We start from the raw sequence: 21,915 nt of genomic DNA, 5'->3' as shown, positions 1-21,915 counted from the left end.
TTAAGCAGAATGATGTGCTTGAAAAACCCAAGTCATAATATAGTCTTGTTCTACAGCCCAACCACCTTGATATTGTTCTAAGAGTTGATAGCGCTGTTGAACTTCTGGCAAGAAAGTTAGCGTTAATGTTTGATTTTCAAAATTAATATCACCGATAGATGCTTCTAAGAAATCGATATACTGCTTTGCAGTGGGATAAATCGCTTTATATAGACTTTCTTTTACAGAGAAAATTAAGCTCACATAACGGGCAAAATCAAAAAAATCAGCCACTTTACTTTTCCATAAATCGAACTCAAATGGCGTTAAAACAAGATGTGCGCTCTCTTGAGCAAATTCTGAGGTCACCCAGTGCTCAATATCAATTCCCAAATAAACCGCATTGTTAGATAACGCAACCATTAACTTATTTTGTGAATGACTAATACTCCCCAAAACATGAGTTGGCCAGATGGGTAAATGTTCATGCATAGAGGTTATTGACTTATCTAAACCGAAATGATGATTTAAAACAGCCTGAGCTAAGACCCTTCCACATAAATACTCATTTTTACGATCGACACACGCTTCAGCAATTTTTAGGGGATGCTCTAATTGTTGGTGTATATACAAATGCTTTGTTTGTGATAAATCTAGCCCATAACACAATAGCTCTGATGTAAGAAAAATAGGACTCGAAATTTCATAAATTGATGTACTGAGTTGTTCAGGAATGTATAGATAATTGCTCACTGTATTCGACTTCAAAATAAATATTTTTAATGAGTTATCTCCTATCTTAACTTACTCACTGCAAGTTCATAAATAATTATATTTATCATTTGATAATAATTATTATTTACTTATACTGTTGGGTAAATTTTGACTTTAATTTACTTATAAACATCGATTATGAAACTTATAGGACTTTTTTTGACCCTATTGGGAGCGGTCAGTATCTATTGTAGTCATAGCAACCAAAATCTGTTGTCTCAACATCTTCCTACTTTCTTTAAGTATTTGGGTCTAGTGCTATTAGGCATTGGATTTATTGCGCTCTTTGCAAGCTTACCAAAAGTTGTTGCCGCTTTTTGTTGGTTCATGCTCATCATTTTTGCGTGGTCGTTTCTTCCTTTTATGGCGCTTTTTAAACGGAAACTGGTTTCATGAAAGCTAAAATTCAGTCTCCGATCCAGCCAGACTGGTGGAGTAAAACTTTTGCTGGTGGTGTTTTTGGTCTAAGTCTTTCTATCGCGATTGGTAATTTAATTGTTTTATTCGGCCAGCCTTATGTTGCCATGGATTTATTGGTGCAAGTTGGTATGTGGAGTGTTCCTTGGTTTTGGATGCCTATTATGTTTGGCAGTTATTTTTTTGCGACTGGAAGAAAAGCGCTTATCTATTTATTGATTGCTAATGCCCTAGCGTATAGCTGTATTTTTGTCTTACGGGGTTAAATATGAAAGTACGTTCAGACATCATGAAATTAGCAAAAAACATGCATACTTGGGTGGGTGTATGTGCAGGAATTTTGCTTTTTATCTGTTTCTTTGCTGGTGGGCTCAGCATGTTTCAGCACCATATTAGTAAGTGGGCTACGCCAACACAGCAAGTTTTACCGAAAGTCTCACCCGACCAATATAATGAACTCATTCAAAAAGTACAGACTGCCTATCCTGCTGCGCAAAAGAACTTCACACTCAATTTATCGTCCAATGAATTTCACTATGCACCCATTACTTGGAGTGAACATGAACGTGGAGATGGCTTTAATACTGCTCAGACTACGTGGATGGCAAGCTTAGATAACAATGGCGAGTTAATCGTTGCTCAAGAAAACTTATCTAAAGCTGGCTGGCTGATCGAACAGTTACATGAAACAGCAGGCATACCGGGCATGGCCGGCCATCACGGACTAGGCCTGTATGTGATGGGTGTTGTTTCGATTCTATATTTTCTTGCCCTGCTTTCAGGAGTGATTATTCTTTTACCAACTTTGGTAAAGGACTACTTTGTTATTCGCCCTGGTAAAAATAAAAAGCGCTTTTGGCTAGATGCGCATAACGTGATTGGAATTACGAGCTTACCTTTCCACATCATTATTAGTATTAGCGTTATTGTCTTTGCTTTTCATGACTTTTTTTATGATGCGATTGGACAACTTGCACTCAAAGGACAACCTGTTTTTCAGCGTTCTCCCCCTACGCTTATTCAACCTAAACAAACGCACATTGATGTGCAGCAAATATTAGCTCAAGCTAAAAAAGTAGCGCCTGAATATTCAGTTGACTACATCCAGTTCAGTGGCCTAGATAAACCTGAAAAAGCCAATGCACGTATTGCTCTCTATAGCTCAGATCAGATGTTGCGCGGTGCAAATCATGACTTTATGCGTATGAACCCATATGCAGTTGAGCACTTTAATCATAAAGGCATTAACACACAGACTGATGCTGGGAATAAGTTAATCAACGCCATGTTTAGTCTACATTTTGGAAGTTTTGGCGGTACAGGCGTACGTTGGATTTATTTTGTATTAGGTGTCGGTGGTGCTTTCTTGTTTTATACAGGTAACATCCTTTGGGTTGAAACTCGCGCACGTAAACAAAAGCGTGCTGAAGACCCTGTTCCTGTTCAACGTAAAGATGTGGTGTTTCTTGCGAACTTGACTATAGGTGCCTGTTTAGGGTGTGTCTTAGCTGTCGTAGGCACAATGTTGGCTAGTCGTTGGCTTTTCGCTACACTCAACATTGAAAGCATGAATCACCTCTTTATGTATGGTTATTATGCGATTTTCCTACTGAGTTTGATTTATACCTTTGTGATTGGCTATGCAAAAGCTTTACCACAATTGTTGTTAACCATGGTTTTGGTTTTATTTGCGATTCCGCTTACATCCCTTTTAGCCTACTTCATTCCTCAAAGTGGCTTATGGGTACATGGCGGAGAAATCTTAGTGGTTGATTTCTTAGCTATCATTTTTGCTTTCGCTTTCTGGCGTTTTTATCAACAAGCTCAAGATCGCCGAAAATCTGCTCCAGCAGGCAGTTTATGGGCTAACTAACAACCATGAACTAACTAGACTGAAATAATGTGTGAAATATGAAAAATTATAAAATCCACATTGTTTCGGTCAGTTGTTTAATCTCTTGAATATCATGACTTACATAAATCATCGGAATTTTTATTTCCTCTTTTACCTTCTGAAAAAAAGGAATAATTTCAGCTTTATGATTCGCATCTAGTGCTGATAACGGCTCATCGAGCAGTAACAGCTTAGGTGAATATAACAATGCTCGACCCAGTGCCACGCGCTGTTTTTCCCCTCCTGAGAGTTTAATGGGCATACGTTGTAATAAGTGTCCTAACTTTAATAATTCAATAATGTAATCAGCTTCAAAGTGACGTTCTTGTTGGGATAGACGCTTAAGACCAAATAATAAGTTTTGCTTTACCGTTTTATGCGGAAAAAGCTGAGCATCTTGAAAAACCAATCCAACATGTCGCTTTTGGGTGCTCAAATTAATGTTTTGATCTGAATCAAACCATGTTTGACCCTGTATTTTAATGACTCCACTACGCGGAGTGTTCAGTCCTGCAATGGCGTGTAAAATTGATGTTTTACCTGACCCAGAGGCACCAAATAATCCAATAACAGAAGCATCTGACTGGAAACTAGGTTCAATATGAAATTGACCCATGTGTAGCTGAAAACGGCAATCAATCAACATAACCTGACCGTCCTAAACGCTTCTTTTGATAACGATGAAACCACTGTGCAAACCATAGAGCTAAAAAAGCCACGCTTAACGATAAAACGATAAGCCGTTGAATAGCGGCTTCTGTATCGGGTTGTTGCATTAGGCTATACATGGCCAAAGGTAAAGTACGTGTTTCATTTGAAATATTACCCACAAAGGTAATGGTCGCACCAAACTCACCTAAACTGCGGCAAAAACATAAAATAGCACCAATTAAAATACCACTGCTGGCAAGCGGCATCGTGACATGAAAAAATGCCCCTAAAGATGAAGCACCTAATGTCTTTGCTGCCATTTCTAAACGTTGATCGACCAGTTCAATCGCTAGCCGAATAGATTGTACCAATAGCGGGAAACCCATCACTGCTGATGCAAGAACGGCGCCTTTCCAGTTAAATGCAAAATCAATTCCGAGGGGTGCCAAATATTGTCCAATAATGCCGCGGCTCCCAAATACCTGTAAAAGCAAATAACCAGGAACAACTGGCGGTAACACCAAAGGTAAGAACACCAATGTTTCAATGAATGATTTACCCCAGAACTCTTTACGTGCCAAAAACCATCCCACACAAATTGCGGGAATAATACTGACCACAAGACAACTTGCCGCTACCTTACAAGAAAGTTGTAGCACGCTAAGCTCTTCTGGGGTTAAAGAGAACATCATGGTTTTGCTGGAGCCAACACACTAAAGCCATATTTTTTAAAAACAGCTTTGGCTTGGTTGCTTTGTAAAAACTGGTAGAACTTTGCTGAGTTTGAGTTCTTTTTAATTATCCCTATAGGATAAATAATTGGTGAATGTGTATTTTCTGGAAATACGCCTACTACCTTCACGTCTTTGCTAATCGCTGCATCGGTTGCATAGACAATCCCAACCTGACATTCACCTCGCGCAACAAAGTTTAATGCCGCTCGAACATCTTCTGTTTCAACTAACTTTGGCTCAATACGGCTCCACCAACCTAAATTGGTAAATGCTTGTTTAGCATATTTGCCTACAGGCACACTTTTGGTATCCCCTGTACAAATCTTGCCAGTAAATACTTTATTGGGATCGGTTGTTTTATCTAGTTTTACATTTAGTGACTGCCCTTTAGGGGTAATTAAAACCAGACGGTTGCCTAATAGATTTATACGGTCATTTGTTGCAACTAATTTTTTATTTTGTAGATAATCCATCCACTGGGTATCTGCTGAAATAAATACATCCGCTGGTGCCCCAGCTTCAATTTGTTTCGCTAATGTCGATGAGCCTGCATATGAAGTTTTAACTTCTACTTTATTATTTTGTTTTTCATAATTTTTTTCTAAATCGTTAATCGCATTAGTTAAGCTCGCTGCTGCATAAATGGTAACCGATTCAGCCTTGGCTTGAACATTAAAGACCAATCCCATGCTGAAGACTGAATAGGCTAAAGCCAACTTTTTTATCTTCGTATCACTTACCATTATATTTACCTTTTTGTCGTTTTTTGCAGCGATATATACCCAAGAATATAGCGATAAGCATAGACGATGAAAAGTAGAAATTATTTATAAAGATGGATATTTTTTCTGAGCAACTGAAAACTATTGGTAGATAAAACTGATTCGCCCTTAAATTCTTTAATTTATAAAGTATTTCTCATCTTATTTCTTTAAATAGCTACTCATGATTTGATAGTCCTGTTCTAAGGCTTGTCGAGCATTGATTTCCATTTGTCGGTAATGCTGTAAGACTTTTTGGCCTATAGCTGTAACGGCTGCCCCACCACCATGTGTTCCGCCTGTTTGAGTTTCAACTAAAGCTGTTTCAAAGCACTGATTCATGGTGTCTACCAACTGCCACGCACGGCGGTAGCTCATATTCATAGATTTTGCGGCTTGTGAGATCGAACCCGTTTTCTCAATTGCTTCAAGTAAGTCGGCCTTACCCGGTCCAAATGCAATGTTCTGCTCTAAAAGAATTCTAATCTGTAATTTTAAATTTTGTTCTTTCATAGACTTAGTTCACAAAAGTTTATTTTATGCTCATTAACATTATAGGGAAGTTTAACAAGCTAAGACATATACAAATTTAAATCTCGATTAGCTCTTAAAAATAGTCTTATTAAAAAATCAAAACTGCACAAAGTGGATAAAGATCTGGAAAAAACGGATAGAGGTAAAGGCCTAATCGCGGTTCAATCAGTTAAAAGCTGAATGAATAGGATTGAGCAAATGACCTCATCTAATTTAAAACAATGGAATGATTTTGTAGATGGATGTATCGACTTCCGTCCTAACGATGGCGTGTTTCGTATTGCACGTAATATGTTTACTGAGCCGGAACTATTTGACTTGGAAATGGAACTTATTTTTGAAAAGGTTTGGATTTATGCATGTCACGAAAGTGAGATTCCAAACAATCATGATTTCCTAACAGTTCAAATTGGTCGTCAACCGATTATTGTGAGCCGTGATGGTAAAGGCGAATTACACGCGATGGTCAATGCTTGTGAACATCGCGGCGCAACCTTAACACGCGTTGCCAAAGGCAACCAGTCAACCTTTACATGTCCGTTCCACGCATGGTGCTACAAGTCAGATGGCCGCTTGGTGAAAGTCAAAGCACCAGGCGAATATTGTGAAGATTTTGATAAATCAAGCCGTGGTTTAAAACAAGGCCGTATTGCCAGCTACCGTGGTTTCGTATTTGTAAGCCTTGATACTCAAGCAACAGATTCTCTAGAAGACTTTTTGGGCGATGCAAAACTGTTCCTTGATTTAATGGTTAATCAGTCGCCAACAGGTGAACTCGAAGTACTTCAAGGCAAGTCATCTTATACCTTTGCAGGTAACTGGAAGCTACAAAATGAAAATGGCTTAGATGGTTACCATGTAAGTACCGTTCACTATAACTATGTCTCTACAGTCCAACACCGCCAACAAGTCAATGCATCAAAAGGTGAAGAACTCGATACACTTGACTATAGCAAGTTAGGGGCCGGTGACTCAGAAACTGACGATGGCTGGTTCAGCTTCAAAAATGGTCATAGCGTATTATTTAGTGACATGCCGAACCCAACTGTTCGTCCGGGCTACAGCACAGTTATGCCATATATGGTCGAAAAATATGGTGACAAATATGCTGAATGGGCAATGCATCGTTTAAGAAACTTGAACTTGTACCCTAGCCTATTTTTTATGGACCAAATTAGTTCTCAGCTTCGTATTGTTCGTCCTGTCTCTTGGAATAAAACCGAAGTCATCAGCCAATGTATTGGGGTTAAAGGCGAATCTGCTGAAGCGCGCCGTAACCGTATCCGTCAGTTTGAAGATTTCTTTAACGTATCAGGCCTTGGTACACCAGATGATTTAGTTGAATTCCGTGAACAGCAAAAAGGTTTTCAAGCACGACTTGAACGTTGGAGCGATATTTCTCGTGGCTGTCAGTCTTGGGAATATGGTGCGACCAAAAACTCACAAGATTTAGGCATTCAACCCGTCATTACTGGCCGTGAGTTTACTCATGAAGGACTCTATGTAAATCAGCATGGACACTGGCAACGTCTAATGCTTGATGGCTTAAATAAGAAAGCATTGAAAATGCAGGATATTACTTTTGAAAACAATGCTGTAATGGATGAGGTGTAACCATGTCACAAGAACTAAATTTTGCTGTATCTCAGTTTTTGTACAAAAAAGCAGAACTTTGTGATGCTTATGACTGGGATGCCTACCTAGAGCTTTACGATGAAGATAGTGAATATCATATTCCACAGTGGATTGATGATCATAACTATGTTCAAGATCCAAATCAGGGCTTGTCTTATATTTATTATGCAGACCGTACTGGACTCGAAGACCGTGTATTCCGTATCCGTACTGGAAAAGCGGCATCTGCAACACCGTTACCACGTACTTTGCACAGCATAAACAACATTCGAGTTAAAACACTGGAAGATGGATTAATTGAAGCAAAAGTTACATGGCAAACGCTTTATAACCGTCAAGGTTTAGAAGGCTGTTTTTACGGACATGCTACTTATCTTTTACGTCAAACAGCAGATGGTTTCCGCATTCGTCGTCAGCACAGCATTTTGCTTAATGACAAAATTGATTCCGTTTTAGACTTCTATCACGTTTAAGGGGAATGAAAATGGGACATTCAGTTGCACTTAACTTTGCCGATGGCAAAACCTTTTTCATTTCGGTAAATAACGACGAATTGTTGCTTGATGCAGCAGTTCGCCAAGGAATTAACCTACCGCTAGACTGTCGTGAAGGTGTTTGTGGTACCTGTCAGGGTCAGTGTGAAACTGGTATTTATGAACAAGAATATGTTGATGAAGATGCATTAAGTGAGCGTGATTTGGCTGAGCGTAAAATGTTAGCTTGCCAGACGCGTGTGAAATCCGATGCTGCTTTTTATTTCGATCATGATTCTGCTATCTGTAACGCTGGTGATACTTTAAAAATTGAAACCAAAGTGACTGCAGTTGAGCTGGTTTCTGAAACGACAGCAATTTTGCATCTTGATGCGAGCAGTCATGCTGAACAGCTTCAGTTTTTACCGGGTCAATATGCTCGTTTGCAAATTCCAGATACTGAAGATTGGCGTTCTTATTCTTTTGCAAATAGACCAAATGCAACCAATCAATTGCAATTTCTCATTCGTCTCTTGCCAGACGGTGTGATGAGTAATTATTTGCGTGATCGCTGTCAGGTTGGGCAAAGCCTACTTATTGAAGCGCCGCTTGGTAGTTTCTATTTACGTGAAGTACAGCGACCACTGGTTTTTGTGGCAGGTGGAACAGGATTATCAGCTTTCTTGGGAATGCTAGATAACTTGGTCGAACAACCTAACTCACCTGCAGTTCAGTTGTATTACGGCGTAAATAATGAAACTGACTTGTGTGAACAACAGCGTTTACATGCCTATGCTGAACAGCTACCAAACTTTAGTTATCACCCGATTGTGACTAAAGCAACCGAAGCTTGGCAAGGCAAAGCGGGTTATATTCATGAGCATTTAAATAAAGATCAATTGGCCGAGCAGGCTTTTGATATGTATTTATGTGGTCCACCGCCAATGATTGAAGCTGTTAAAAATTGGTTAGATGAACAATCTTTGCAAAACTACCGTATTTACAGCGAGAAGTTTTTACAGAGTAATACATCACGTTGAAGTATAAATAATTTAAAAACCACTAAAACCTGAAATGATTCAATATACTCTGTAGGGGGTATATTGAATTTTTGCATTTAAATTAAAAGTTTTTATATATCAATAATATAAAATAATAAATTCCGACAAAATAAATTGACCAGTTCACTCGGATTTGCTATAAATTTTGATAGATCTTAAGGAATAAGATCATGATGAGATTAACTTATAGCACCTTTTATATCCCCCTATTCTATTTCTCGAATTTACTAAATTGATGGTCAAAATCCGATGTAAAAATTTGAGAAAATCACATTAACTAGCGGTTAAATTGGTCTGTATTTTGCTTATATCTCATTGTAATTTGCGAGTAACTTAATTTTTTAAGTGCCGTATTTACTTGCTGTGCAGCGAAGTTTTAAAGCTCTTGCAATACAAGTAAATACAGGAGTGAGCCAAAAGGGATAAATATGAACCAAGCCAACTCCCCAGAACTCAGTGGACGTCATTTTCAAAATGAGTCTATCTTTACCAATCATAATCTGGTGTTTGATCACCACGATTTAAGCGAAACCTGCCGCAATGTAGGCCAAATTTTTAAACCGCATGATCTTAAAATCTCTCAGCAGAAGCGAGATTTCAGTGCAACTATGCACCATGTTAAAACAGGCGCATTGTCTATTAGTCGCTTGGAATATGGCGCGGATGTCATTATTGAACCAGATCACCTTGATAGCTTTTACTTAATTCAAATTCCAACTCAAGGCTATGCAGAAATCGAATTCGGTTCACAAAAGTTTATTTCTTATTCTCAAGTTGCTTCTCTTATTTCTCCTCAGCAATCTTTACGTATGCGCTGGCATGCGAACTCACCACAGCTTATTCTAAAAGTTTCAAAGGATGATTTTACCTACCATTGCCGTCAACACATTGCTGATTCAGAAAATAACTTACTTGTTTTTGACCCTAAATTAGACTTTGCTAAACAAAGTGGAAGCTACTTTTTACAGCTCGTTAGAACACTGATGGATGCTTTAGCATGTGATCAACATCCACTCCATCATCCTTTAGCCTTTAAACAATTTGAGTCAAATTTGTTTAATGCCCTCATTTATGGTCAACCCAATAACGCATTACATAAAATAGATCAGCATAAAGAAAAAACAGTCTCTCCTTATTTCGTGAAGCGTACAGAAGCCTATATAAAAGAACATTTACATGAGCCACTTAATGTCGAAATTTTAGCTGAACATGCAGGCGTGAGCGTAAGAACCCTATTTACTGGTTTTAAAAACTATTTGGGGACAACCCCAATGTCTTATTTAAAAGAATTACGTTTTGAACAGGCTCATTTAGAACTCATGCACAATGAAAATCTCTCTGTCACTGACGTTGCATTTAAATGGGGATTTAGCCATTTAGGCCGTTTTTCTCAAGAATATAAACGCCGTTATGGAGAGTTACCTTCGTCTACCCGCCGTTCTGGTCATAGTGAAGGCTCAGGCTTAATTACTTCAATTTTTTCTTAAAACAAATAGAGAAAAGCCTTTTATATCAATAAATATAAAAGGCTTTTTTTATGACTTAGAAATGATGAACATAACGGACTTGTAATCGTGTTCCTTCTGGTCGGTTTTGAGCATCTTGCTCAAAATAAGCATTTGCAACCAAGTGATCATTTTTAGAAAAACTATACATCGCACCCGGACCAATTGCCCAGACTTGTTCACGTCGGCCTTTGACTTTTTCACCATCCACTTCAGTATCTGTCACTTGTTTTAGCCAATAGCCATTTAGTCCTAAACGGAACTGTTCAGTAATGGCATAGTCTGTTGCGAAGTTTGCATGAATTGCTTGCCCAGCTTGTATATCATTTGCTCCAGCAAAAGCATAGCTTGGGTCATCATTTTTAAAGTTATAGAGATAATGGATACGCGTTGAAGCTGTCCACTTTGGATTAAACCAATACGTTGCAGCCCAATAAGGATCAAATGAAACAGCATTATTACTGGGATTAATATCTTTTTGTTGATCGTATTCCCCAGTAGGTAAATTCATCTGAAACTCAAAACGATGTACAAACTTCGGCCCTTGTGCACCCATGACTGGATCGAACTGAATAAAAGGTCCGATCATAATGTCCCCAAAGCCACTTTGGGCCTTAATGGCAGCATTATTCAAGCCATCATCCATATCCATTTTGCTGACAAAAGGAACCAGAAAATTTATGCCTAGACTGGCTTTATCTTTTACTCGGACATTCGATAAATAACTAATCTGCTCAACCAGTACTTGATAATTTAAATCTGTTTTAGGTAAACCTAATTTTTGTCCATTGGCATCGACCAGTTTATTGCTATCGTAATTTTGAAAATAGGTTTGAGCATACCAACCGGGCCCTGCGGGTAAGCCGCCATCGAGAAAGCTGGTCATACCTAAGTTTACGGTCGGTAAATCATAGGCATGTGTAACCAACGGCAAACCCAACAATGTTCCTGCTAAAAATCCATGTTTAATTAAAGTGCTTTTCATCTTCTTATTTCCTATAAAAAAATCACGACCGGATTGATCGTGATTGTGGTGTATTAATGTGCTAATTCTGGATGCTCAGCAGCAATCCGATACTTTCCTGCATGGAATACCAATGGTTCACCTTGGCGTTGTTGGTATTGTTCAATTTGACCAATAAAAATCAGGTGATCTCCGCCTTCATACTGATTTACATTGCGGCAAACCAAGGTTGCGAGTGCATCGGACAAAATTGGAACGCCTGCATTACATTGTTGATGGGCAATGCCTGCAAATTTGTCTTCAGCACCTCGAGCAAAATGTCCCGAAAGCTGGTGATGCTCCTGTGCCAACATGTGAATGGCAAAATATTCAGCTTCTACAAAATCAGACAAACTTGGCGCTGTTTTTGAAAGACTCCACAAAATTAATGGTGGATCTAAAGACAGCGATGAAAATGAATTCGCTGTCATTCCTATTTTCCGACCGTCTTTACCACGGGTTGTAATCACGGTAACGCCAGTTGCAAACTGACCAAGTAAATTACGGATTTCTCTTGGATTTTCAGCATTAATGATTTGTAAACCTTGAGTTTCAATTGTGTCCATTTTTAATTCTCCCTTTGATATTTTGACCTTAAGCCACTTTTGCTGCGGTTTTTGAGGCCATGAATGCCTGAGCCTGATTTGCATCAAACCACCAAGGGGCAAAAGAGCGCGGGTCATCAAAGTTATTGGCCATAATTGAAGCAATGCTCTGGTTTTGGCTTGCGGCTGCTAATAGTTCAACAACATGAGGCTGTGGTGGCACTAATAGGCTATTGGTCCAAGCCACGACTTTTTCTGCATAGGCCCAATAACGCTCAAAGGTTTGAACCATCCATTGTTCGCTAAAGTTTTGATTATCATTGGCTAAAATGGCATCGAAATAGATTTTGCTACACTTAGCAGCGTTGTTTGAGCCTTGACCAGTAATCGGGTCATTCACCACCAAGGCATCTGCCATCCCAAAAATTTTCTTGCCAGACGGTAATGTCAAAATTGGTTTGCGTACTGTCGGTGGGAAACGTCCTGCTAAATATCCACCAGCATCGGTTAACTCAACATTTGTGCAGCGTTCATATTCCCAAGGCACAAATTTCTTGAGTAAGTATAAACTGCATTGCAGATGCTGTTCGGGCGTTTTGACATCTTGCCAGCAGTCCATTGGTCCATTTGGAATACCTTCAAAGACCATAATGTCGCAAGGCCCATTCACGGTAAGTGCTGGAAATGAAAAGTATTCGCCCACTTCTGGAATAATATTAAAAGTCACACGAGAGTATGGGGAAATTGGCTTCATGTTTTTGACATAGGTCAATGCCAAAGCGCGCTGCGGTTTATCGAAAACACTACGTGCATCATCACGTTCAAACTGTTTAACGACTTCACCTTTACCAGCCGCAAGTAATACAAGCTCGTAATCATTTGCAAGTTGTTCTAACTCTTCTATTCCCACATCCTGAATTACCAATCGACCGCCACGGCGTTCAAATTCTTCCATCCAATATGGCATTTTGACGCGTTGATCGACCGATTGAGCGTAACGCTCAAGACGAGCACTCCATTCAAATGCTTTACCACCATTTTCAGGATTGACTAAAGCTAGCCCAATGCCTTCTACCGCTGGACATTGTTCTTCCCAAAAATTCAGTCCCAAGTCACGTTCAGTTTGTAAAGCGGTATGAAACATACACTGGCTTGACATGACTTTACCTTGGCGGATTTCATCGGCAGTTCGGTTGGTGATCATTGTCACGTCATAGCCTGTATCTAATAAGCCTAAACCAAGCTGTAAACCAGACTGTCCTGCTCCAACAATTGCGATACGGCGCATAATCTTCTCCATAATTTTCTAAATGTGCTTTTAAAACGCTGTGCTATTCGGCTAAACGTGGAATAGCGGGCTGTGATCCTTCAGGGCCCATCACTGAATATCCGCCATCGACCGCATAATCTGCTCCGGTGACAAAACTCGCAGCGGGTGACAATAAAAACAAAACAACATTGGCGATTTCTTCGGGATGACCCAATCGGCCTAGCAAGTGATAATCGGCTGCCACGCTATCGGCCTTTTCACGGTTATTGCCACTGACTTCTGCAATGACACGAGACCATGTCCAGCCCGGTGAAACAGAGTTGACGCGAATACCATCGGCAGCAAAATCCATTGCCATGCTTTGTGTGAGTTGACGAATCGCGGCTTTAGACACTGGATATAACCAGCGCCCTGTTTGTGCCACTTTGGCCGAGATTGAAGTAAAATTAACGACTGAACCTTGCTGCTTTTTTAGGTCATTGTATAAAGCACGGCTCAGCTCAACTGTAGAAACCAGATTAATATCAAGTGCTTGTAACCAATCCTGACGTGAAGATTTAAAACCATCATCTAAATATGTACATGCCAAATTCACCAAGTAGCTCACTTCACCTAAATGTTGGTGAATATCTGCCACAGCTTGTTGAATAGCCGCATCGCTGGTTAAATCGGTTTGAATAAACATCACGTCATGGTTAAAGCTTTCTGCAATCGCTTTGCCTTTGGCATCAATATCTAAGATAGCGACATGAGCACCTGCACTTACCAAAACTTGTACAACAGCTTTACCAATCAGTGTTGCACCGCCACTTACCACAGCGACTTTTCCTTTTAAATCTATATTCATTGCAGATACTCCTTAATTGACTGGTTTGCCTTCACTACTTGACCAAGATGGCATCAACGTATTTGAAGGAAGATCTTCATCAAGAAGTTTTCGTGCTGTTTCGACACCTGCAACTGGTAAACCTGTCGGGTCTAATAAACCAATTTGAACAAGCACCGATGCTTGGTCCCAGTAAATATGCTCATGGCACAACTTTGAACCTCTGAACTGAATTACACCCAACATTGGAATCTCGACATATTTACCAGTCGGTTTTACACCCGGTAATAACCAGTCAATTTCAGCGTCGTGGGTAAAGCTCATAATGAACTCGTCTACCACTTGCGTTGAACCAACCGTACGAGAGATCGAAGTGATCTTCATATCTTTCGGGTTTTGATGAACAAAGTGATATTGATAAAAACGGGCAAGCTGGCTTTGGCCTACACCACCAGTTAAAGTTGGAATATGGTTGACATAAGGTTCTGCGACCATCGTTGCCATGGTTGCTGGGACGTCACGCGTATCAAACTCATGACGAATATGCTCTTCCCATAGCGCAACTAAGTCATATTTCGGTCCAATCGTGTCATGTAGAGCGGTTACTGTACGCTCGTGGGCAAAACGTGCTGACGGTTTGTGATAATGATTGCTTTTAGGGCGTGCAAAAGCATGATCAACACCTTCATAAACATAAGTTTGTACATTTGAATATTGGTTGGCTGCATCGACAATCGCTTGTCTCGCATCTGGCGGTGTAAATTGGTCCAGTTCTGCAATATGTAAAACCAAACGACCCTTTACGTTAGCTAATTCATCTAACGCTTTTTCAATGCCTACACCATAATAACCTACAGCACATGCCACTTCCGAAAGTCGACAACCAGCCAGATACGCAAGCTTTCCACCCAAACAGTACCCCACCACACCGAGGCCTGTAGAGGAGTCACATTCTGGTCGAGTCTTTAAAAAAGCTAAGCTATCCTGAATATCTTCAACCCCAAGATTTTCATCATATTGCTGATAAAGCTCGAAAGCTTTTTGAAAATCTTCTGGTGTGTAACCCAGTTCTATATTAGGTGCTACACGCCAAAATAAATCAGGAACTAAAACGGTATAGCCTTCTTCTGCAAGAAATTCTGCTTTTTCTCGCATGGCTGCATTCACCCCAAAGATTTCCTGACAAAGCACAACTCCAGGTCCTTTTCCTGTTTCTGGTGTTGCTAGATATGCACTGAACTGCTTTCCAGATGCTGTTTTAATTTGAACGGTTTGACCAGCCATAGTGTCAACTCCTGACATTGTTATGGCTTTATCTTCTATCCGAATATTTTTTTAGGCTGTCCAAAAGCTGCAAGCACTATCCAATCTCTGCGCAATTATTAAAATTCATCAAACTGTATAAAAACTAAAAAACAAGAAATACCTATATTTCAAAAGTTTAAATTTAAAAATTAAATTAATGCTTTTTATCTAATTTGGAAAAAATGGATGAAGATTAGGACTTATTGGATAGTGACGATTGGCTAAAAATAGTTCAATCAAGTCATGTAATTCGTTTGATTACATAAAAAAGCCCCGTCATTTTCTAAATTAAGGCGTTTATTTATGCATCGACCATGGCCAATTTATGGACAACAAAAAAAGTTAATGCTCATCAATATTTTATGTTGTAGTGCATTTTCTACTCAGGCTTATTCAGCGGATGAAGAATGGAAATTTACATTAAAAAATGCATATATAGACAGAAACTATGACAATCCAGATGTAAAAGACACAGGTAGCTGGTCACAATCAGTTTCTCTATTTTACAACTCAAATATGCATGATACGCCGTTAGAAATTGGTGGAACCCCAATTCAAATTGGCGCAAATGCTTCAGCACAATATGCGGTTCGTTTAAGCCAAGATAAACATGTTGCAGATACGGTATTACCTTTTGATAAAGCCACGCAGTCCCAAGCACCTGATTATCTAAAATATGGTGCGACCTTAAAGTTAGGCTATAACAAGACGCTACTAAGCATTGGTGAATTATGGCTGGATTTACCCGTAACCACTGTAGATGCAAGTCGACAACTCCTGACGTCTTATTGGGGAACTAATCTTAAGAGCCAGCTAAACGATAAGCTTTTTGCTGAAATCGGCCGTATTGAAAAAGTATCACCGCGAAATGAAGAAGATTTTCATCGATTTTCTTTTACTTCAAAAGGTGTTACTGCTTATTCAGATGGACTTAACTATCTAGATCTTCGCTATCAATTTACGCCTACCTTGAAGGGCGAATATTACTTTGGAAATATGGAGGATTTATATAACAAACATTATGTCGGCGTTGACCACCTATGGAAAAATTCTAATTTTTCAGTTAATTCAAAATTCAAATATTTCAATGCCAAAGATAATGGAAATCTTTTTGACATCGATGCACAAAATGTAGGGTTACTAGAAACGCTTAAAGTAAAAAATCATAGCTTTGGTTTGGGTTATCAGCAAATTATTGGTGAGTCTGCTTACCCGTTACCAGATGGATTCTTACCTGAAACTTATTTCATTAACTGGAACACGACCGGTTTCTTTAAACAAGATGAAAAGTCTTATCACTTCATCTATGGCTATGACTTTAAAGATCATGTGCCTGGTTTAAATACGACTTTCAAATATGTATACGGCGATCACTTCAAAACAGCAGATGGCTCAAAAAATAAAGAAAGTGAAGCAAACGTTATTGTCAATTATGCCCTTCAACAGCCTTTTCTCAAAGGTCTAGCTCTTCAGTACATCTTCATCAATTACGACGTTAAGCATGGAAACGATTTCTCTGAAAACCGTTTCTTCGTCAATTACAGCAAAAAATTTTAATGAATAAGGAATACGTATGAAAACGATAGATGCAAACACGATTATCAACCGTGAGAAACTGTCTCCACTACAGTGGATGGTTTTTATCCTAGGCTTTTTCGTCTTTTTCTGTGATGGTCTAGACACAGGAATTATCGGTTTTATTGCTCCTTCATTATTAGATGATTGGGGTATCACCAAGCCGCAACTTGCTCCAGTTTTAAGTGCTGCTTTAGTTGGCATGTCGATTGGTGCAATCATTTCTGGGCCTTTGTCCGATAAATTTGGACGTAAAGGCGTCATTGTTTTTACAAGTCTTTTATTTTCAATATTTACGATTTTGTGTGGCTTTGCCAATTCAACCCAAGACTTAATGATTTATCGCTTTATTACAGGTGTTGGTTTAGGTGCAGCCATGCCAAACATCAGTACGATTGTGTCTGAGTATATGCCTGTAAAACGTAAAGCATTCCTTACAGGCCTTGCTGGCTGTGGTTTTATGTTGGGTATTTCTTGTGGGGGTGTGCTGTCAGCTTATCTATTAGAAAGTTATGGCTGGGCAAAAGTCATTATTATTGGCGGAAGTATTCCCCTAATTTTAGTAGTTGCTTTATTACTTAAATTACCAGAATCAACTCAATACTTAATTACACGTCATCAACAAGACAAAGCTCAGCGTATTTTAGAAAATATTCAAGGTCATTCTTTTCAAGAGCCGGTAAAACTTGTTTTAACTCAAGCAGAAACTGCATCAGATGAAAATCCAGTTAAAGTCGTTTTAGGTAAATACCTTTGGGGTTCAAGCATGCTTTGGCTCTGCTGCTTTACCAGTCTATTGGTGTTTTACCTTTTAACAAGCTGGATGCCAACGATTTTAAAAACAGCAGGTTTTAGTACTCAACAGTTTAGTTTAATTGCAGCGATTTTCCCTTTTGGTGGTGTGATTGGTGCAACCATTATGGGATGGTACATGGATAAACTGAACCCAACTACAGTCATTAAATATTCATATCTCATCGCTTTCGGCCTATTCATTGTTGCTGGTCTGGTGAGCTCAAATATTTTCTTGTTAGGTCTTACTATCTTCTTAATTGGTGCCTTACTGGCTGGTGCACAGTCTTCATTACTGCCACTTGCAGCAATGTTCTATCCGGCAGTGTGTCGTGCGGTTGGTGTTTCATGGATGCATGGTATTGGTCGTATCGGTGCAATTTTAGGTGCTTTCTTTGGCTCGCTCATTTTCACTTTCAACCTAAGCTTAAGCGGTATTTTCTTTATTCTCGCACTACCAACATTCATCTCATTTATTGCACTTAGCCTGAAAGTGATTTATGAGAAATCTAAAAACAAACAAGTGTTAAAGCTAGAAGAAAGTCTATAAATATTAATCAATAAATAAAAAAACTGATTTAAGTAATTAAATCAGTTTTTTTATTTGGAAAAATTAAATATTAGAAAATTTTGCCTTTAGTCTCACTTGGATTTTCGCCAAATTCTTCGCGATATTCTTGAGAAAAACGACTTAAATGGTTAAAGCCCCAGTCATAAGCAAGCTTTGAAATAGAAACTTTTCTATCTGCACCTGTGGTGCTCAGGATTTTATAAATTTGTTGGAGACGATATTTTTTTAAATACGACATTGGACTGGTGCCGTAGTACTGTTGAAATTCGTCATACAATTTTGATTTTGAAACCCCAGCCAGACGTTGCAAATCTTCTGCACAGATTTCTTCGTGCGCATGTTCAATAATAAAATTACGAACCTTACGAATATAAGCTGGCTCATCCTGATGTGAGAGTAACTTTAAGGCTTCAGAGTAGTTATTTTCTTGAGACAACAATAACGCTTTAATTACAAAATTTTCATAGTCTTCAGATAGCATTTGCAAACCATAAAAATTGCTATATTGCGTTTTTAACTGTACAAAATTTTGAATATTCTTCCACCATGCGCCAATCAATTGCTCAGAGTCTAAGTGCATTTCAGGATTAAAAATAATAGGTGTTTCAATTGGTTTATTCAGTAGATCCGCAAGAACAATCTGCATACTCCGCTCAGGAATAACCACCTGAAATTTTCTGCAATCTTTATCGATAATCAAATCTTGCTGATCGTTATTAGAAACAATAAGGCCCCTGTTTTCATCAGATTGATAATGAGCACCACGAATGTTGAGAGCTTGTCGACCTTGTATCGGCAAACTAATGCTATACGCTTTTAAATTTGAGATGTTAATGGCAACGTTTGCACCATAACTGATTGTACCGATCGCCATTTTTTTATTAGGCAAACGCATTCCGTCATAGTGAAAATCGAGAGTGTCTTTGTAAATTGTGTCTAGACGGTGTTCACCACAAATTGTGGACATCAAATTCTGCGCAAATTCAGCTTTACGAGAATAATGATTGAGTTCCGTCTGTTGGCTGAGTGATATCATATCCTTTTCACCTAGCTAAATAACTTATTGCTTAAAAAGCAACTTGTATGCCAATTAATATCCTTTAATTGACGAGTTTTCCTGAAAAATATCTAATCAAGAAAGAGAGTAAAGATTACTTTCTCACACTCTATTAAATTTTAAAAATGGAAATAAGTTAAATACCTTTAAAGTATAATTTCATACTTTAACAAACTTATTTTATTAGATTTTTTATAAACAAATAGGGTAGATATAAATCATTATTTTGAACAGTAGACTATCGTAAATTTTAATGAATAAAAAAACCGCCTATTTAAAATAAGCGGCTTTTAAAACACTTAAATTATTGGGCGGTGTAACCACCATCCATCACGACAGCTTGACCTGTTACCCCACCTGCTTTACTACTCGCAAGGAAAATTGCGTAATCAGCGATTTCTTCAACAGAGAGTAAACGTTTTTGAGGAACCATTGCCAAAATTACATCTTCAAGTGCACTATCTAAACTTACATTACGGGTTTTAGCCAAATCTGCAATTTGCCCACGAACCAATGGCGTATCTACATAACCGGGGCATAAAGCATTTACTGTAATACCATCACGTGCACATTCCAATGCCGCAACTTTTGTTAGGCCAATCACGCCGTGTTTCGCGCTGTTATAACCTGCCTTTCCAGCAAAACCAATCAAGCCATTAATTGAAGCCATATTAATAATACGTCCATATTTTTGAGCTTTCATGATTGGTAAAACATGTTTAATACCAATAAATGCTCCTGTTAACATGACCTGAACTAACTTTTGAAAAACAGCCGTTGGAAACTCTTCAATAGGTGCAACATGTTGAAAGCCAGCATTATTAATTAAGATATCAACGGTACCAAAGGCCTTTTGAGTCAGCTCAATGGCTTGTTTATAAGCATCTTCATCAGTTACATCACATGGCGCAGATAATGCATCAAAACCTTGCTCTTTAAGTGAGTTCGCCGTTTCTTGGCACTTTTCGGCATTCATGTCAGAAATGACAACTTTGGCACCTTCTTGAGCAAATTTCTTAGCAATTTCTAGACCGATACCACTTGCAGAACCTGTAATAAAAGCAACTTTACCGTCTAAAAGTTTAGTCATCTATTTACTCCTTAATACTTATAACGCGCTGATTTAAACAATACCCGTTACGGTAAAGACCGTAATCACCACAAATACCGCTAATGTCTTAATTACTGTGACTGCAAAAATATCTTTATACGATTGTTTATGGGTTAAGCCTGTAACAGCGAGTAAAGTGATAACAGCACCATTATGCGGAAGTGTATCCATACCACCCGATGCCATTGCAACCACACGGTGCATAACTTCTGGTGGAATACCAGCGGCTAAAATCGCGGCGTTATAGTGTTCAGCCATCGCACTTAAAGCGATACTCATACCACCAGAAGCCGAACCGGTAATACCTGCTAATACTGTTGTTGTCACAGCCCCATTCACTAAAGGGTTTGTAAAAGTACTGCTCATTGCATGACTAATCATGGCAAAGCCCGGTAATGACGCAATAATTGCACCGAAACCATACTCAGAGGCCGTATTCATTACTGCTAAAAGTGAGCCACCAATACTGGCATTAATGCCCTCTTTAAAATTCGTCACGACACGTTGATAATCAAACAAAATTGCAGAAATAATCCCGACAATAAGTGCAAGGCCAACTGCCCAGATCGCACCAGTTTTTGCAACATCGACAGTGTAATCAGCTAAACCAACGGCAGCAAAATCAAAGCCATTTGGGTACCACTCTTTGATTGCTTTAGACAAATATTTGTTCATTACTGCAACAAGAATAAGGGGTACAAACGCTAAAACCTGACGAGCCGTACTTCCATTGGTTTGCAAGTTCATATCGGCTTCAATTTCTTGAGATGGTGTATTGTCTGCACCAAACCCAGAGAACCCTTCTCCAGCTTTTGCAGCAGCACGACGACGCCATTCTAAGTAGCTCAAACCCATGCATAGAACAAAAATAGCACCAATAATTCCTAGAAATGGTGCGGCATAAATATTGGTGCCAAAGAATGTAGTTGGAATTACGTTTTGAATTTGTGGCGTACCCGGCAATGCATCCATGGTAAATGTAAATGCGCCCAGCGCGATGGTTCCCGGAATTAAACGTTTTGGAATATTGGCTTGTCTAAATAGCTGGTTTGCAAATGGATAAATGGCAAATACAGCAACAAATAAACTTACTCCACTGTAGGTCAAAATTGCACCTAAAAGTACAACGGTTAAAATTGCCTTTTTCGCCCCAATCCATCTTACAATGGTTCTAGCAATAGACTCAGCAATTCCTGACATTTCAACGACTTTACCGAAAATTGCCCCGAGCAAAAACACAAGAAAGTAATCTTTAATAAAGTTAACCATTTTCGGCATAAAAACACCCGAATAAAATGGTAAAACATTAGCTGGGTTAATAAGTAGAACAGCAAGTAAGGCACAAATTGGTGCCATAAGAATGACAGAAAAGCCCTTGTAAGCTGTATACATTAACAGCCCAAGTGAAAGTAGAATTACAAATAATTCCCACATATATTCTT

Annotated in this window: 21 protein-coding genes; 8 read left to right on the top strand and 13 right to left on the bottom strand. The window is 38.9% G+C overall.

What is annotated here, in order from left to right; all coding sequences use genetic code 11:
* Complete coding sequence (locus tag F886_RS11345) at positions 1-732, bottom strand: 4'-phosphopantetheinyl transferase family protein (protein WP_005305158.1); 732 nt, start codon at positions 730-732, stop codon at positions 1-3.
* Positions 733-1,145: 413 nt separating this feature from the next.
* Here F886_RS11345 and F886_RS11335 point away from each other — a divergent pair, with 413 nt between their 5' ends.
* Together F886_RS11335 and F886_RS11330 are read left to right on the top strand one after the other, a co-directional pair.
* A complete protein-coding gene (locus F886_RS11335; protein WP_005305156.1) occupies positions 1,146-1,436 on the top strand; it encodes a hypothetical protein in 291 nt (96 codons plus the stop codon).
* Positions 1,437-1,438: 2 nt separating this feature from the next.
* Positions 1,439-3,043 (top strand): PepSY-associated TM helix domain-containing protein, encoded by a 1,605-nt coding sequence (locus F886_RS11330; RefSeq protein ID WP_005305153.1) that lies wholly within the window; start codon positions 1,439-1,441, stop codon positions 3,041-3,043.
* Positions 3,044-3,089: 46 nt separating this feature from the next.
* Here the strand turns inward: F886_RS11330 and F886_RS11325 are convergent, their stop codons facing one another.
* From F886_RS11325 to F886_RS11310, 4 genes are all read right to left on the bottom strand, one after another.
* Positions 3,090-3,710 carry an ATP-binding cassette domain-containing protein gene (locus F886_RS11325; protein WP_005305151.1) on the bottom strand — a complete coding sequence of 207 codons (621 nt, stop codon included), beginning with the start codon at positions 3,708-3,710 and terminating at the stop codon, positions 3,090-3,092.
* Positions 3,700-4,407 carry a molybdate ABC transporter permease subunit gene (gene modB, locus F886_RS11320; RefSeq protein WP_005305148.1) on the bottom strand — a complete coding sequence of 236 codons (708 nt, stop codon included), beginning with the start codon at positions 4,405-4,407 and terminating at the stop codon, positions 3,700-3,702. Before modB ends, F886_RS11325 begins: the two co-directional genes overlap by 11 nt.
* The gene (gene modA, locus F886_RS11315; RefSeq protein WP_005305146.1) at positions 4,404-5,192 is read right to left on the bottom strand and encodes a molybdate ABC transporter substrate-binding protein; all 789 of its coding nucleotides are present in this window, start codon (positions 5,190-5,192) and stop codon (positions 4,404-4,406) included. Before modA ends, modB begins: the two co-directional genes overlap by 4 nt.
* Positions 5,193-5,372: 180 nt before the next feature.
* Positions 5,373-5,723 carry a winged helix-turn-helix domain-containing protein gene (locus tag F886_RS11310; protein ID WP_005305143.1) on the bottom strand — a complete coding sequence of 117 codons (351 nt, stop codon included), beginning with the start codon at positions 5,721-5,723 and terminating at the stop codon, positions 5,373-5,375.
* Positions 5,724-5,942: 219 nt separating this feature from the next.
* On the opposite strand from F886_RS11310, the gene antA reads away from it, so the two are divergent.
* The 4 genes from antA (at position 5,943) to F886_RS11290 (ending at position 10,400) form a co-directional block, all read left to right on the top strand.
* Positions 5,943-7,358 (top strand): anthranilate 1,2-dioxygenase large subunit, encoded by a 1,416-nt coding sequence (gene antA / locus F886_RS11305; RefSeq protein WP_005305140.1) that lies wholly within the window; start codon positions 5,943-5,945, stop codon positions 7,356-7,358.
* Positions 7,359-7,360: 2 nt separating this feature from the next.
* Positions 7,361-7,852 carry an anthranilate 1,2-dioxygenase small subunit gene (gene antB, locus F886_RS11300; protein WP_005305137.1) on the top strand — a complete coding sequence of 164 codons (492 nt, stop codon included), beginning with the start codon at positions 7,361-7,363 and terminating at the stop codon, positions 7,850-7,852.
* Between the two features lie 5 nt (positions 7,853-7,857).
* Entirely contained in the window at positions 7,858-8,892 is a 1,035-nt protein-coding gene (gene antC, locus F886_RS11295; protein ID WP_081402163.1) for an anthranilate 1,2-dioxygenase electron transfer component AntC, read from the top strand.
* Between the two features lie 449 nt (positions 8,893-9,341).
* Positions 9,342-10,400: an AraC family transcriptional regulator gene (locus tag F886_RS11290; protein ID WP_005305130.1), complete on the top strand. Its 1,059-nt coding sequence runs from the start codon at positions 9,342-9,344 to the stop codon at positions 10,398-10,400.
* A 55-nt stretch (positions 10,401-10,455) separates the two neighbouring features.
* Here F886_RS11290 and F886_RS11285 read toward each other — a convergent pair whose 3' ends face one another.
* The 5 genes from F886_RS11285 to F886_RS11265 are packed head-to-tail and all read right to left on the bottom strand — an operon-like array spanning position 10,456 to position 15,346.
* A complete protein-coding gene (locus F886_RS11285) occupies positions 10,456-11,403 on the bottom strand; it encodes a SphA family protein (RefSeq protein ID WP_005305127.1) in 948 nt (315 codons plus the stop codon).
* 53 nt (positions 11,404-11,456) lie between these two features.
* Positions 11,457-11,987, bottom strand: coding sequence for a flavin reductase family protein (locus F886_RS11280; RefSeq protein ID WP_005305124.1), 531 nt, complete (start codon positions 11,985-11,987; stop codon positions 11,457-11,459).
* 28 nt (positions 11,988-12,015) lie between these two features.
* The gene (locus tag F886_RS11275) at positions 12,016-13,254 is read right to left on the bottom strand and encodes a styrene monooxygenase/indole monooxygenase family protein (protein WP_005305121.1); all 1,239 of its coding nucleotides are present in this window, start codon (positions 13,252-13,254) and stop codon (positions 12,016-12,018) included.
* A gap of 43 nt (positions 13,255-13,297) precedes the next feature.
* Positions 13,298-14,083 (bottom strand): SDR family oxidoreductase, encoded by a 786-nt coding sequence (locus F886_RS11270; protein WP_005305119.1) that lies wholly within the window; start codon positions 14,081-14,083, stop codon positions 13,298-13,300.
* 12 nt (positions 14,084-14,095) lie between these two features.
* Positions 14,096-15,346 carry a dienelactone hydrolase family protein gene (locus F886_RS11265; protein WP_005305117.1) on the bottom strand — a complete coding sequence of 417 codons (1,251 nt, stop codon included), beginning with the start codon at positions 15,344-15,346 and terminating at the stop codon, positions 14,096-14,098.
* Positions 15,347-15,712: 366 nt separating this feature from the next.
* Between F886_RS11265 and F886_RS11260 the strand changes: the two genes are divergently transcribed.
* Both F886_RS11260 and F886_RS11255 read left to right on the top strand, forming a co-directional pair.
* Positions 15,713-16,924 carry an OprD family outer membrane porin gene (locus F886_RS11260; RefSeq protein WP_228129980.1) on the top strand — a complete coding sequence of 404 codons (1,212 nt, stop codon included), beginning with the start codon at positions 15,713-15,715 and terminating at the stop codon, positions 16,922-16,924.
* Positions 16,925-16,940: 16 nt separating this feature from the next.
* Entirely contained in the window at positions 16,941-18,284 is a 1,344-nt protein-coding gene (locus F886_RS11255; RefSeq protein ID WP_005305111.1) for an MFS transporter, read from the top strand.
* Positions 18,285-18,354: 70 nt separating this feature from the next.
* On the opposite strand, the gene F886_RS11250 is transcribed toward F886_RS11255, so the two are convergent.
* The 3 genes from F886_RS11250 to F886_RS11240 all read right to left on the bottom strand — a co-directional run bounded on the left by F886_RS11250 (position 18,355) and on the right by F886_RS11240 (position 21,907).
* Positions 18,355-19,341, bottom strand: coding sequence for an AraC family transcriptional regulator (locus tag F886_RS11250; protein ID WP_005305107.1), 987 nt, complete (start codon positions 19,339-19,341; stop codon positions 18,355-18,357).
* A gap of 325 nt (positions 19,342-19,666) precedes the next feature.
* Positions 19,667-20,452, bottom strand: a complete 786-nt coding sequence (locus F886_RS11245) for a 3-hydroxybutyrate dehydrogenase (protein ID WP_005305104.1) — start codon at positions 20,450-20,452, stop codon at positions 19,667-19,669.
* A 33-nt stretch (positions 20,453-20,485) separates the two neighbouring features.
* Positions 20,486-21,907 (bottom strand): GntP family permease, encoded by a 1,422-nt coding sequence (locus F886_RS11240; protein ID WP_005305100.1) that lies wholly within the window; start codon positions 21,905-21,907, stop codon positions 20,486-20,488.
* Between the last annotated feature and the right edge of the window lie 8 nt (positions 21,908-21,915).

This window comes from Acinetobacter sp. NIPH 542 (assembly GCF_000369825.1).
GTDB classification, from domain to species: domain Bacteria; phylum Pseudomonadota; class Gammaproteobacteria; order Pseudomonadales; family Moraxellaceae; genus Acinetobacter; species Acinetobacter oleivorans.
This window is presented reverse-complemented; position numbering and strand designations above follow the sequence as displayed.

Excerpts from the sequence above, each read along its gene's own strand:
- F886_RS11330 (WP_005305153.1), top strand. The coding sequence starts at position 1,439 with ATGAAAGTACGTTCAGACATCATGAAATTAGCAAAAAACATGCATACT.
- F886_RS11240 (WP_005305100.1), bottom strand. The coding sequence starts at position 21,907 with ATGTGGGAATTATTTGTAATTCTACTTTCACTTGGGCTGTTAATGTAT.
- F886_RS11325 (WP_005305151.1), bottom strand. The coding sequence starts at position 3,710 with ATGTTGATTGATTGCCGTTTTCAGCTACACATGGGTCAATTTCATATT.
- F886_RS11290 (WP_005305130.1), top strand. The coding sequence starts at position 9,342 with ATGAACCAAGCCAACTCCCCAGAACTCAGTGGACGTCATTTTCAAAAT.
- antB (WP_005305137.1), top strand. The coding sequence starts at position 7,361 with ATGTCACAAGAACTAAATTTTGCTGTATCTCAGTTTTTGTACAAAAAA.
- antA (WP_005305140.1), top strand. The coding sequence starts at position 5,943 with ATGACCTCATCTAATTTAAAACAATGGAATGATTTTGTAGATGGATGT.
- modA (WP_005305146.1), bottom strand. The coding sequence starts at position 5,192 with ATGGTAAGTGATACGAAGATAAAAAAGTTGGCTTTAGCCTATTCAGTC.
- modB (WP_005305148.1), bottom strand. The coding sequence starts at position 4,407 with ATGATGTTCTCTTTAACCCCAGAAGAGCTTAGCGTGCTACAACTTTCT.
- F886_RS11280 (WP_005305124.1), bottom strand. The coding sequence starts at position 11,987 with ATGGACACAATTGAAACTCAAGGTTTACAAATCATTAATGCTGAAAAT.
- F886_RS11310 (WP_005305143.1), bottom strand. The coding sequence starts at position 5,723 with ATGAAAGAACAAAATTTAAAATTACAGATTAGAATTCTTTTAGAGCAG.
- F886_RS11335 (WP_005305156.1), top strand. The coding sequence starts at position 1,146 with ATGAAAGCTAAAATTCAGTCTCCGATCCAGCCAGACTGGTGGAGTAAA.
- F886_RS11270 (WP_005305119.1), bottom strand. The coding sequence starts at position 14,083 with ATGAATATAGATTTAAAAGGAAAAGTCGCTGTGGTAAGTGGCGGTGCA.
- F886_RS11255 (WP_005305111.1), top strand. The coding sequence starts at position 16,941 with ATGAAAACGATAGATGCAAACACGATTATCAACCGTGAGAAACTGTCT.
- F886_RS11250 (WP_005305107.1), bottom strand. The coding sequence starts at position 19,341 with ATGATATCACTCAGCCAACAGACGGAACTCAATCATTATTCTCGTAAA.
- F886_RS11285 (WP_005305127.1), bottom strand. The coding sequence starts at position 11,403 with ATGAAAAGCACTTTAATTAAACATGGATTTTTAGCAGGAACATTGTTG.
- antC (WP_081402163.1), top strand. The coding sequence starts at position 7,858 with ATGAAAATGGGACATTCAGTTGCACTTAACTTTGCCGATGGCAAAACC.
- F886_RS11245 (WP_005305104.1), bottom strand. The coding sequence starts at position 20,452 with ATGACTAAACTTTTAGACGGTAAAGTTGCTTTTATTACAGGTTCTGCA.
- F886_RS11275 (WP_005305121.1), bottom strand. The coding sequence starts at position 13,254 with ATGCGCCGTATCGCAATTGTTGGAGCAGGACAGTCTGGTTTACAGCTT.
- F886_RS11265 (WP_005305117.1), bottom strand. The coding sequence starts at position 15,346 with ATGGCTGGTCAAACCGTTCAAATTAAAACAGCATCTGGAAAGCAGTTC.
- F886_RS11260 (WP_228129980.1), top strand. The coding sequence starts at position 15,713 with ATGCTCATCAATATTTTATGTTGTAGTGCATTTTCTACTCAGGCTTAT.